At 64.3% G+C, this 11,821-nt stretch carries 14 protein-coding genes; 6 read left to right on the forward strand and 8 right to left on the reverse strand.

The window, feature by feature from the left end; all coding sequences use genetic code 11:
* Positions 1-9: 9 nt before the first annotated feature.
* On the reverse strand, positions 10-228 hold the full coding sequence (locus EPJ54_RS07085) for a hypothetical protein (protein WP_135210942.1): 219 nt from the start codon (positions 226-228) through the stop codon (positions 10-12).
* Positions 229-421: 193 nt separating this feature from the next.
* A complete protein-coding gene (gene ilvC, locus EPJ54_RS07095; RefSeq protein ID WP_135210944.1) occupies positions 422-1,405 on the reverse strand; it encodes a ketol-acid reductoisomerase in 984 nt (327 codons plus the stop codon).
* A gap of 82 nt (positions 1,406-1,487) precedes the next feature.
* Between ilvC and EPJ54_RS07100 the strand changes: the two genes are divergently transcribed.
* Positions 1,488-1,874 (forward strand): hypothetical protein, encoded by a 387-nt coding sequence (locus EPJ54_RS07100; RefSeq protein ID WP_135210945.1) that lies wholly within the window; start codon positions 1,488-1,490, stop codon positions 1,872-1,874.
* A gap of 48 nt (positions 1,875-1,922) precedes the next feature.
* Complete coding sequence (locus tag EPJ54_RS07105; protein WP_135210946.1) at positions 1,923-2,459, forward strand: DUF924 family protein; 537 nt, start codon at positions 1,923-1,925, stop codon at positions 2,457-2,459.
* On the opposite strand, the gene EPJ54_RS07110 is transcribed toward EPJ54_RS07105, so the two are convergent.
* The 3 genes from EPJ54_RS07110 to miaA form a co-directional block, all read right to left on the reverse strand.
* The gene (locus EPJ54_RS07110) at positions 2,456-3,391 is read right to left on the reverse strand and encodes a YybH family protein (protein ID WP_135210947.1); all 936 of its coding nucleotides are present in this window, start codon (positions 3,389-3,391) and stop codon (positions 2,456-2,458) included. The genes EPJ54_RS07105 and EPJ54_RS07110 overlap by 4 nt on opposite strands.
* A gap of 71 nt (positions 3,392-3,462) precedes the next feature.
* Positions 3,463-3,966 carry a DUF6438 domain-containing protein gene (locus EPJ54_RS07115; RefSeq protein ID WP_135210948.1) on the reverse strand — a complete coding sequence of 168 codons (504 nt, stop codon included), beginning with the start codon at positions 3,964-3,966 and terminating at the stop codon, positions 3,463-3,465.
* Positions 3,967-4,011: 45 nt separating this feature from the next.
* A complete protein-coding gene (miaA, locus tag EPJ54_RS07120; RefSeq protein WP_135210949.1) occupies positions 4,012-4,929 on the reverse strand; it encodes a tRNA (adenosine(37)-N6)-dimethylallyltransferase MiaA in 918 nt (305 codons plus the stop codon).
* Between the two features lie 69 nt (positions 4,930-4,998).
* Here miaA and serB point away from each other — a divergent pair, with 69 nt between their 5' ends.
* The 3 genes from serB to EPJ54_RS07135 are packed head-to-tail and all read left to right on the forward strand — an operon-like array spanning position 4,999 to position 7,304.
* Positions 4,999-5,892, forward strand: coding sequence for a phosphoserine phosphatase SerB (serB, locus tag EPJ54_RS07125; protein WP_135210950.1), 894 nt, complete (start codon positions 4,999-5,001; stop codon positions 5,890-5,892).
* Positions 5,889-6,656, forward strand: coding sequence for a hypothetical protein (locus EPJ54_RS07130; RefSeq protein ID WP_135210951.1), 768 nt, complete (start codon positions 5,889-5,891; stop codon positions 6,654-6,656). Before serB ends, EPJ54_RS07130 begins: the two co-directional genes overlap by 4 nt.
* Entirely contained in the window at positions 6,657-7,304 is a 648-nt protein-coding gene (locus EPJ54_RS07135) for an HAD family hydrolase (protein WP_135210952.1), read from the forward strand.
* Here the strand turns inward: EPJ54_RS07135 and EPJ54_RS07140 are convergent.
* Positions 7,301-8,713 carry a Do family serine endopeptidase gene (locus tag EPJ54_RS07140; RefSeq protein ID WP_135210953.1) on the reverse strand — a complete coding sequence of 471 codons (1,413 nt, stop codon included), beginning with the start codon at positions 8,711-8,713 and terminating at the stop codon, positions 7,301-7,303. The two genes, EPJ54_RS07135 and EPJ54_RS07140, sit on opposite strands and share 4 nt — an antisense overlap.
* A 72-nt stretch (positions 8,714-8,785) precedes the next feature.
* Between EPJ54_RS07140 and EPJ54_RS07145 the strand changes: the two genes are divergently transcribed.
* Positions 8,786-9,763, forward strand: a complete 978-nt coding sequence (locus tag EPJ54_RS07145) for an alpha/beta hydrolase (protein ID WP_135210954.1) — start codon at positions 8,786-8,788, stop codon at positions 9,761-9,763.
* Here EPJ54_RS07145 and hflC read toward each other — a convergent pair.
* Together hflC and hflK are read right to left on the reverse strand one after the other, a co-directional pair.
* Positions 9,760-10,611, reverse strand: coding sequence for a protease modulator HflC (gene hflC, locus EPJ54_RS07150; RefSeq protein ID WP_135210955.1), 852 nt, complete (start codon positions 10,609-10,611; stop codon positions 9,760-9,762). The genes EPJ54_RS07145 and hflC overlap by 4 nt on opposite strands.
* Positions 10,611-11,732 (reverse strand): FtsH protease activity modulator HflK, encoded by a 1,122-nt coding sequence (gene hflK / locus EPJ54_RS07155; protein WP_167755609.1) that lies wholly within the window; start codon positions 11,730-11,732, stop codon positions 10,611-10,613. The genes hflC and hflK overlap by 1 nt, the downstream gene beginning before the upstream one ends.
* Between the last annotated feature and the right edge of the window lie 89 nt (positions 11,733-11,821).

Below are 11,821 nucleotides of genomic sequence, written 5' to 3' on the forward strand. Positions count from 1 at the left end.
TCGTGGTCCTCATTTTGGCGGCCATTTGCCATCGTACGCCACCGGCTCGCAAGTCAGTGCGAGTTTCTTGGCGACGACCGCGCCACCAACTCCGTAGAGGGGGTCGATCTCAACCGAAAATCCCTTGTCGGTCTTTCGGATGTCCAATCGATCTATGACGCCCGAATCGCCGGTGAACCCGTCGAGATCGATGGTTTTTATCTCGTCGAACTCAAAATAATCACGCAATGTTTGTCGAGAACGTAGTGACCGCGCTCATCAAGCTCGCGGGTCATCCTGAAGGCTCGAACGCGCATGCGCCCTTTGCCAGACTGATCAAAAGTCAGATCCGTCAAATATGCATCGTGAAGACTCGGCACATAACCAAACCAATCAGATAGGCTTACCGCACCGGGAATTTCGTCGATGCAGTCAATGGTCATCACGTCTTCCCCAACATCCTCCGAACCGTCCGTCCCGCCTCCTCGATCGGGTGCGCCGCTGCGGCTTCGCGCATCCGCGCCAAATTCGGCCCGCCGGCGCGATGCTCCGCTATCCATTCGCGCGCGAACTTGCCGCTTTGCACGTCGGCCAACACGGCGCGCATCGCGTCCTTCACGCGCGCATCGATCACGCGCGGGCCGGTGACGTATTCGCCGTATTCCGCCGTGTTCGAAATCGCCAAGTGCATGCCGGCGATGCCGCGTTCATGGATCAAATCTGAGAGCAATTTCACTTCGTGCAGGCAATCGAAATAGGCGAGCTCCGGCGGCGTGCCGGCTTCGACCTGCACCTCCCACGCCGTGCGGATCAGATGCGTGAGCCCGCCGCAGAGCACGACCTGCTCGCAATAAAGATCGCCCTCCGTCTCGATCTTGAACGAGCTTTCGATCATGCCGGCGCGTCCGCAACCGATCGCTGCGCCATACGAATACGCCAGCGCCGCGGCGCCGCCGCTCGCATCCTGCGCCACGGCGACAATGCACGGCAGCCCACCGCCACGCGTGAACGCCTCCCGCAACGCCTTGCCCGGCCCCTTCGGGGCCACCATCGCCACATCGACACCGGCCGGTGCGCTGATGAAACCAAAATGCACGGCAAAGCCATGCACGAACATCAAAGTCTGCCCATCGCGCAGATACGGCGCGATCTCGGCCGCATATAAGTCCGGCATCACCTCATCCGGCGCGCACATCACCAGCACGTCCGCGCGCCGCGTCGCTTCCGCCACGCTGACAATCTCGAAGCTGTCGCCGCGCGCTTGCGCTTCGCGCCGCGCACCCGCCTGCAACGCCACGATCACGTTTACGCCAGAATCACGCAAATTCAGCGCATGCGCGTGTCCCTGCGCGCCATAGCCAATCACGGCCACGTTTTTCGCGCGGATCAGCGCCTGGTCTGCTTCTTTCTCGTAGCGAACTTGCATCTTGCCCTCGTGACGCGGGTAACGGCCCGCGTGCGCGGCCCAGTGTCTAAACGCCCGCCTGGCCTTCCGCCAGCTTTGGAGCATGACGAGAGCCATTATGCGCTACGACTTTATCTTCATCACCGCCGCCCTGGCCTGTCTGCTGACCGGCATGAGCATGGGCATATGGATGGGCATCGCGCATGATTTCACGCTCTCCCCCGTACACGCGCACTTAAACCTGCTCGGTTGGGTGACGCTCGCGCTCTACGGCCTCATTCACCGCACCTACCCCGCTCTCGGCCAATCGCGCGCAGCCTTACCGCAATGCGTGCTGGCGATCGCGGCGTCGCTCACCATGCCCGCCGGTATCGCGCTTTCGATCCTGGCGCAGCAGCCGATCGTGGCGATCGTCGCCTCGCTCTTCCTGCTGATCGCAACAGCGACCTTCGCGACCATGTTCGTGCGCCGCGCCCGAGCTAGCGTCTGAACTTGCACTCGCCCGCACACGCCTTACGTTTCTCTGGAGGAGACAGAAATGGCGAGTGCGGGCGAGATCGTGCGCTTCTGGCGCGACGCAGGGCCAAAGGCGTGGTTCGCGAAGGATAAAACCTTCGACGGCCGTTGCCGCGGCTATGAAGCCGAGCACCACGCCGCAGCCCGTCGCGAATTGAGCAATTGGGAGCGTGACGCCGAGGGCGCGCTCGCACTCATCCTGCTGCTCGATCAATTCCCGCGCAACATGTACCGCAACAGCGCGCACGCCTTCGCCACGGATGGCTTGGCGCAAGGGGTAGCGGCTCGCGCTATCGCCAACGGCTTCGACGCAGCCACCGATTCCGAGCTGCGCGTCTTCTTCTATCTACCCTTCGAGCACGCGGAGGATCTTGCGCTTCAAGAGCGCTGCGTGACGCTCACCACGCCGCTCAACAATCCCGAATTCACGCGCTACGCGATCCTGCACCGCGAGATCATCGCCCGCTTCGGCCGCTTCCCACATCGCAATCCGATGCTTGGGCGTACGAGCACGGAGGACGAGTTGCGGTTCTTGGCCGAGGGTGGCTTCGCCGGTTAGCGGATCGGCGCGTCGAACGCGTAGCGCCAATTGCCTTCGTAATCGCGCGCCCACACCGAAACATAGCGCCCAGTCGTGCGCGTGCCGTCAGCGGCCGTGTGTACCGAATTGCCCCACGTCCAGCCCATGTCGCCACGCGCCGAAACACGCGCGGTCTCCGGCGCCCATTCCAGCCGCGCCGCCGCCGGCCAACCCGCGTACGCTTGCACCACGCCATCGCGGCCGCTGATGATCTCGCGCGAGGTCACGATCAGCGCATCGGACGCCGCATATTGTGCGAACGCCGCCGGCACGCCGTCGCTTTGCGCCAGCGCCGCAAATGCGCGATCCGCTTCCATCAATTCGTTGACGGCGGCCGCGGCCAATTCCTCTTCAGTGCGCGAGCCCGCAATTTCCGAGAGCCGCAGCGCCAAGCGTCCGCCGGCGTCAGTGTTCTGAACGCAGGTGCGCGCGATCGAGGTCGAACGCCCGGCGACGGCCAGTTCGATGTACGCTTGCTCGCCCGCCGAGCAGACTTCCGTGTCGCCGCCAAGCGAGCCGACAACACCGCCCGCCGCGCGCGCAAGGTTCGCAATCTCGGTGCGCTGCACCGCCGTTAGTGTAGAGATGTACGGCGCGTCGCCGCCCCAGAGCCACCAGCCCGTGCTCGGATGCCCGGTGAAGCGGCGCAAGAACACACGGCCGTCTTCACCGCGCAGATCGTAACGGATAACGCGCGCCACGCCACCGCGCGTCGGCGCCAACGTCACGCGCACAGACATATCGATGCCGTCCGCGGCGAGCGCAGCACGCCCGCCTGTCGTGGGAATGATGTCCGCAGCCACGAGCGATTGCGCCCAGGCCGGCGCGCGCAATGACAAATTCTGCGCGAACGCCGCCGTGCTGACCAGCAACACCGCGCCGCACAGAGCGGCTGCGCGAAGCAATTTCATCTTATCCCCACCCTCGTGGCGTTTGATCCCTATGCCCAAGCTTAGGGCGCCCCGCAGGGCCTAGGGAAGCCTCAGCGGGCCTGGTTACGCACAGGCTGGCCGTCGCGCAGCACCCATCGTGCTGTGCCGGCGACACGGTCGATCTCGGCCTGCAGCTCGCGCACGCTTTCCGGCATGCCCGCGCCGGTTCCGCCATAATCCAGCACCGATTTGCTGCGGCCGTTGCGGATCAATTGGATCGTGGTCGACGGCAGGTCGGTCACGCCCGCACGGTACTCGTTCTCCAGATTGTCGAATCCGATCGCATCGAACCGCGCCAACAGCGCTTGCACTTCCGCCGGTGAAATTTGCGCGCGCTGCTCGCCAACGACATTCACGAAGCGGCGGCCCTCATAAAGCACGCCGCCATCGCCGCTGATCGTCACTGTGTAATCCGGGCAGAAGCCGAAGCACGGCGTCCGCGTCATGCTGATTTCGAAGGGTCCCGCGCTTTCCGGGTTCGGCGCGGGCGCAGTACTCGCGCAGGCACTCAGCGCCAGAGCCGCAAACACACCAACAAAAGCACGTCTCAGCATGGAATATCCTCGAAATCTCAGGCGCCTCTCTCGGCGCCGATCGTGTCAGCCTTGCGGCAGAGCCAACGCCGCAGCGATGCGGCTCCCCAAATCGTGATCCGCAACGCGCGGCCAATCGGGCATTTGTCCGCCAATCCATGTGAACTGACGCTTAGCGTAACGGCGTGTGTCGCGTTTGCCGATGTCGGCGGCTTCCACGAGCGTAAGTTCCCCGCTCAAATGCGCGCTCAACGCCGGCGCGCCATGCGCTTTCGTCGCCGGCAACGCGGGATCGAGCCCACGCGCCGCGAACGCACGCACTTCATCAAGCGCGCCCTGCTCAAGCATCTTGTCGAACCGCGTATTGATCGCCGAATAAAGCGCCTCGCGGTCCGGCGTTAGCGCCAGCCCCACCCATTCCTCGCGCGACAAGGCCGGTTTCGTATTCGCCTGCAAGACGCTGATGCTTTCGCCCGTCGTCTCCAGCACTTCCAGCGCACGCAAAATCCGCGGCGCATCATTCGGCTCCAGCCGCGCCGCCGTCATCGCATCGCGCGCCGCCAATTCCGCATGCAAAGCCGGCGCGCCTTCGAGCGCCACGCGCTCGCGCAACGCCGCACGCGTGTCTTCATCGGCCGCTGGAATGTCCGCTAAGCCTTGCGTCAACGCTCTGAAATAGAGCCCTGTGCCACCGACCAAGATCGGCGTGCGCCCGCGCGCGCGAATGTCCGCAACCGCCGCCAGCGCATCCTCTAGCCAACGCCCTGTCGAATAGAGCCGCGCCGCGTCCACGTGCCCGTAGAGATGATGCGGCGCCTGCGCCTCCTCTTCGCGCGACGGGCGAGCGGTCAGCACGCGAAAATCCGCATAGACCTGCATCGAGTCCGCGTTGACGATTTCGCCCCCGATACGCTCGGCCAGCGCCAGCGCCAAAGCGGATTTACCGCTGGCGGTCGGGCCCATGATGAGGAGCGCAGGCTTCATGGCCGTTGCAGTAGCGCAAACCCCGCCTCTGCCCTAGAGGGGTGCGGCTTCCTATCTCAGCTGGATTCCATGACCGCCCACGCCCTCGTTTTCGTCGCCTCGCCAGAGAACAAGCCCGCTTACCGCGAGGCGCTGCTGATGCTTGGTCGCGTGGCATTGAACCGCAAATTGCCGCCGCCGGAGGTGCTCGCTGGCTGGGAAAGCGCACAATGGATTTATGAGCGCGTCGATGGCGAACTCCGCCAAGAGGCTGCCGCCGCCGTCGCTGAACTTCCCGTCGATTGGGCGCTCGTGCCGGTCGAGGGCCGACGCAAGAAGCTGCTCGTCGCCGACATGGATTCCACAATTATCAATGTGGAATGCCTCGATGAACTCGCTGACTTCGCCGGCCTCAAAGCCGAGATCGCCGCCATCACTGAACGCGCAATGCGCGGCGAATTGGAGTTCGAGCCGGCATTGATCGAGCGCGTCTCCAAACTCAAAGGCCTCGCGCTCGACGCGCTGCAACGCACCTATGACGAACGCGTCCGCCTCAATCCGGGCGCGGCGACCTTCGTGAAAACGATGGCCAAGCACGGTGCGCGCTGCGTGCTCGTCTCCGGCGGCTTCACCTTCTTCACGTCGCGCGTCGCCGATTCCGCCGGTTTCCACGCCAACCGCGCCAACGTGCTGCTCGACGATGGCGCTACGCTGAGCGGCGCAGTGCAAATGCCCATCCTCGGCCGCGCCGCGAAACTCGAAGCACTCCGCGCCGAAGCAGCCAGCATCGGCGCAACCGAGCAAAACGCACTCGCCATCGGTGACGGCGCCAACGATCTCGACATGATCAAAGCCGCAGGCCTCGGCCTCGCCTATCGCGCCAAGCCGCTCGTCGCCGCCGAAGCCGACGCCAAGATCGATCACATGAGCCTTGAAGCGGCGCTCTTCTTCCAGGGCTATCGTCGCGAGGAGTTCGCGACATGAAGCTTCGGGGAATTCTACTCGCCGCAGCGCTGGCGGCCTGCGCGACATCATCCGAGGTCGATACGCCGCCACAGCCCTTACAGCCGACCCCAGCCGTCGACGTCGCGGGCAACACGCTCGACGAATTGATCGGCCAAGGTGAAGAGAAATTCTGCTGGGAAAACGACGCGTGGTGCGTCTCCGCCAGCACCGCGAGCGTCCCGACGTTTGACCGCGGGGCCGAGATCACCACCTTCGAATCGCCGGACGCACAGGGGTACACCGCATGGCGCCACGGCATCGTTGAAGCCGATGGCAGTGTAATCTTCGGGTTCGTCGATACACGCACGACAATGTATTCCGGCGGCGACGCCTACGCGAACCAACTCACGCTCTATCGCGCAGCGCCCGGCGCGGCGCCGGTGCAGATCGCCTCGCTCCCGTTCGGTGGCTCCGCACGCATCCGCGCCTGTTTCAGCGCCGAGCAAGCCGCCGCGCGGCTACAATCGTGCCAAGACGAATATTTCTTCAATGGTCGCATCGAACTTGACACGACCAATACCGACGCCGCGCCGCGCCTCATTTTACAGACCGAAGCACGAACCTATCCAAATCGCCGCAGCCGCGACGAAGATTCAACGCAAGCTCCACCGCTCACGCGCGCTGATCAAACTTGGTGGCGCGACCCGGAATGCTCATATCGCATTGTGCTGACACGCGGCGCAGACGGCCAATACCGCCCTGAACGTCCGTTGCCAGCCTGTAGCGATTATCTGGAGCTTTAATTGAGCCTGCCGCGTACGCCTAAAGCCGTCGTCTTCGATCTCGACGGCACTCTGATCGATTCCGAAGCGCTCGTACGTGAATCGCATTTTCATGCCGCCAAGACGCTCGGCTATGAGATGAGCGACGCGCAATTCCTCGGTCTCGTCGGCATGCACCGTGAGGCCAACGATCTCCAGCTCAAATCCTATTACGGGGACGATTTCCCGCTTGAGCTTTTCATCGAAACGACGCGCGCTTTTGTCGGCGATCGTTCTGCGCCGCTGAAGGCGGGTGCGATCGAACTCATGGATACATTGGACGACCTCGGCTTAACCTACGGCCTCGCCACCTCGTCGCGCCGCCCCTGGGTCGAACGCCATTTCCACACCCACAAACTCGCCCACCGCTTCCGCGCCGTCGTCACGCGCCAAGATGTCGTCAACGGCAAGCCCGATCCTGAGCCCTATCTCAAAGCGTCCAAATTGCTCGGCTTCGCACCAATGGACGTGCTCGCGATCGAAGATTCACACGCCGGCGTCCGCGCCGCGCACGCTGCCGGATGTATCACGGTGATGATCCCCGATTTGCTGCAACCCGATGAAGAAATGCGCACCAAAGCGCGCGTGCTCGGCTCACTCGCGGACGTGCAGGCATTGTTCGCGCGCTAGCTTCGCGCCTGCAGCCGCCGATAGGTCACGGCGCCCTCGCGATTGATGCGCACGACGATGCTGCGCTCACCGTCCGCGGCAAGACCTGCGATGGTGCGCGCCGCATTCAGCGTATCGACCGGCTGAAACGCCATCGCTTCAATCACGTCGCCCGGACGCAGCACGTTTTCGTTGGCGCTATCGACATCGGTCGCCAACACAACAAGCCCCCGCACGCCCGGCTCGATCTGGAACTCTTCACGCAAGCTCGCGTCCAGCTCCGAGAGCGCGATACCAAAGATGCGACCGCCACGCGGCCCACCATCATTGCGGCGCGGCTCCGCACTGCCGCCGGGCGCCACGCGCGCGCCGCCTTCCGCTTCCTGGAGACGCTCAATCGTCGCCGTCACCGTCATGCGACGCCCATCGCGGACGATCTCGACCGGCGCCTGCGCGCCCACCTGCGTCTCACCCACCATGCGCGTCAGCGCACGGCTATCCGCCACATCGCGGCCATTGAACTTCAGCACGATATCGCCCGGCCGCAGACCAGCAGAAGCCGCTGGTCCGCCCGGCGTGATGCGCGTGATCACGACGCCGCTCTCGCCATCATAGCCCGCGCGCTGCGCTGCTGCGCGGTCCAGATTGGCCAAGCGCACGCCAAGCCAACCACGCCGCGTCTCCCCGAAGCGTAGCAATTGATCGACCACAGGGCGCACGATTGATGTCGGCGTGGCGAAACCGATGCCCACGGAATTGCCCGTGGGCGACAAGATGGCCGTGTTCACGCCGATCACTTCGCCGTCGCTGTTAAAGAGCGGTCCGCCCGAATTGCCGCGATTGATAGCGGCGTCGGTCTGGATGAAATCATCATAGCGGCCTGCCTCGATGTCGCGATTGCGCGCGCTGACGACGCCGACGCTCAACGAGCCGCCAAGCCCGAACGGATTGCCGATCGCAAGTACGATGTCGCCCACGCGCGCGGTGTCGCTGTCGCCCATATTCACATAAGGCAGTGGCTGGCGCGCATTCATGCGCAGCACGGCGATATCGGTGGCCGGATCGCGGCCGACAACGACGGCTTCAAAGCGCTGGCCGTTTTGCAGGATCACTTCGATTGCATCAGCCGCTTCGATGACGTGGTTGTTCGTCACCACGACGCCGTCAGCCGAGATAATGAAGCCCGAGCCAAGCGACGTCACTTGCGCCGCGCCATCACCTTCAGGCGCGCGCGCCGTGCCCGGCGGGAAGCGCGGCATGTCTTCCAAGCCTTCGACGCGTTGTGACGTCGCGATGTTCACCACCGCCGGCGACAAGCGCTCGACGAGGTCCGCGTAACCTTGCGTTGGCAAACGCGATTGCGCGCCCGCAGGTGCGGCGGCAAGGGTGATCAGGGCCAGTGCCGAAACGATCGACCGAAAACGAAGCATGCCCCGACACTAGCGCCCCGCCCCGCCCGCGCAATCGCTGGCGTCAGGCGCTGGACCAAGTATTTATGCGTCATGTCGATGTTCACTGACCGCCGCGCCCTGCTGGCAGGCTTCGCACTCTCCGGCTGCGCCACCGCACCCGCTCCCGCAGGCAACGAGCTTGAGGCCGCGCTGCGCGATACGCCGCCGGACGCCATCATTCCCTTGTGGCCGAACGGCGTTCCGGGCGCAGAGAACGTCAGCGTGGTCGAGGAAGTGATCGCGCGCCCGAACGCCGAAGGCTTGCCGGATCGCATCGTGCGTTACGTCGCCACGCCGCATCTCTCGCTCTTCCGCGCCGCACGCCCGAACGGCTCGGCGCTGCTCATCATTCCAGGCGGCGGCTATCGCCACGTTGTCATCGACAAGGAAGGCTATGAGGCTGCACGCTGGTTCGCGGCGCGCGGCGTCACTGCGTACGTGCTGCGCTATCGCCTGCCCGGCGACGGCTGGGCCGCCGGCCCCGACGTCTCGCTGCAAGACGCACAGCGCGCCATGCGCGTAATCCGTACGCAAGCCGGCGTGGATCCCGCGCGTGTCGCATCCATCGGCTTCTCTGCCGGCGGCCACGTCGCCGCCTCGCTCGCCACGCGCTTCGATTGGCCGCTCGCACCCGATGGCGATGCGAGCAACGCCAAGCCCGACATCTCGTGCTTCATGTATCCGGTGATCACGATGGGCGAAGCCGGCCACGCCGGCTCGCGCTCCTATTTGCTCGGCGCCAACCCCACACCCGAGGGCCTCGCGCGCTATTCGCTAGAAAATCACGCCCGCCGCGATATGAGCGCGACGATGGTGGTCCACGCGGCCGACGACGAAGCCGTGCCGCTCGCCAATGGTCTCGCCATCTACGACGCGATGCGTCGCGCCGGCGTCCGCAGTGAGCTGCATGTATTCGAGGAAGGCGGCCACGGCTTTGGTCTGCGTTTCGTGCGCGACAAGCCGGCAGGCATCTGGCCCCAGCTGTTCTTCAACTGGGGCCGGCGCCACGGGATTTTCGTTTCAGCTTAGCGGTTGCCGGTGCGGCGCTGCATGTAGCGGAAGAAGTCGCTATCCGGCGACACCACGATCGGCGTGCCCTGATCCAGCGCGTAATCGTACGCGCGCATCGAGCGATAGAACGCCGCGAATTCCGGATCGCGGCCGTAAGCTTGCGCGAAAATGCGCGCGCGTTCGCCGTCGCCTTCACCGCGCAGGCGTTCGCTTTCCTGCTGCGCGGTCGCGCGGATGATTGCCGCTTCGCGCTCGCCTTCCGCCCGCAGACGGCCGGCGACCTGGGCCCGTTCCGAGCGCATGCGCTCATACACACGCTCACGCGTCGCATCCGGCAGATCCGCTTGGCGGATACGCACGTCCACGACGCGCACGCCGAGCTCCGTCGCGGCCGACGCGTTCAGATCAGCCTCGATGGTTTGCATCAACTGCGCGCGACGACCCGAGATAATGTCATTCGACGTCGCGCCACCGAGCGCACGACGCATCGCGGCTTCCGTGAACGTCTCCAGACGTGAGGCGCCGCCATCTTCCGTCAGCGCGCTTTGGTAGAAGCGGCGTGGATCGGTGATCTGCCAACGCACAATGGCGTCAACGCGGAGCTGTTCTTGGTCGGACGCTACGATCGGCTGGCCCTCAAGCGTGAGCCCCATGTTGCGGCGATCATAGGTGACGACGCTATCTACGAACGGCATCTTGAAATAGAGGCCCGGCTCGTTCGTGCCCGGCGCGTTGATCACACGCACGTATTCGCCGAAGCGCAGCACGATGGCCTGATCGGTTTGACGCACGATAAAAACGGTGTTCGAGATCAGCAGCAGCGCCACGAAGATCGCGCCCAGGATCAAAGGAAGCGAGCGTTGCATTAGCGGGCTCCCTCGGCTTGGGGCTGGGTCGGCGTGTTGCGGCGGATCATGCCTTCAAGCGGCAGGTACGGCACAGCGCCGCCCCGCGCATCGAGAATCACGAGATTGCCGTTGCGATAAACGCGTTCCATGGTTTCCAGATAGAGCCGATCGCGCGTGACTTGCGGCGCCTGGCGATATTCATTGTGCACGGCGATGAAGCGCTGGGCTTCACCCGTCGCTTCACGCACCACGCGCTCACGATAGGCCTGCGCTTCGTTGACAATGCGCGAGGTTTCGCGCTCGGCGTTGTTGCGGGCCGTCTCAGCATCTTGACCGGCGTTGACGACGTCGTTGAACGCTTCGATCACCGCCGACGGCGCGGCCGCGCGTAGCAGTTCGACCTGCAACACCTGCACGCCGGACTCATACTCATCCAGCACTTGCTGCATCAAAGTTTCGACGTCTTGTTCCACCGCGCCGCGTTCGGTCGTGATGATCGGCTCGAGTTGGCGACGGCCAATCACTTCACGCATTGCGCTTTCCGCGACTTGACGCACAGCGTTATCCGGCGCGCGCACATTGAACGCGAAGTCGGAGACTTCCTTGATGTTGTAGTAAATGCGGAAGTGCACTTCCACGATGTTGCGATCGCCCGTGATCATCAGGCTTTCGTCGGGATTGTCGGTGCTTTGATTGTTGCGGCTGGTGAAGCCGATCTCGGTCGTACGTTGACCCGTGACGTTGATCACCTGGCGCGCCTCAAACGGCGCAGGAAGGTGCACATGGATGCCTGGGCCCGTCACGCGATTGAAATCGCCAAAGCGTGTGATGACGCCGCGCGCACCTTCATCGACCGTGTAAACGCCGGTCAGCAGCCAGCCGATAACGAAAATGCCCGCGATCAACGGCCACGAAAAACCACGCCCAGCGCCGCCGCCTGCGCCGCCCTTGCCGCCGCCAAAGCGGAAGCGTTCACGCCATTGGCGCAGCAAATCGTCGAGATCGCCGCCTTGCGGCCCGCGCGGGGGTTGTTGACGCGGAGGCTGGCCCCACGGCCGGCGCGGCCCACTGCCCCACGGCCCTTGGCCACCGCCGCCCTGATTTTGGCCGCCGCCGCCCGACTGGTCATTCCAAGGCATCAGAAATTCTATCCCGCCATCTGGTTGGAGGTTGCGCGCCATTCTGGGCGAGCTTGAAGCCCTCCGTGCGCGCCGATATGTGGCCCATG

The organism is Vitreimonas flagellata (genome assembly GCF_004634425.1).
Classification (GTDB): Bacteria; Pseudomonadota; Alphaproteobacteria; order Caulobacterales; family Aquidulcibacteraceae; genus Vitreimonas; species Vitreimonas flagellata.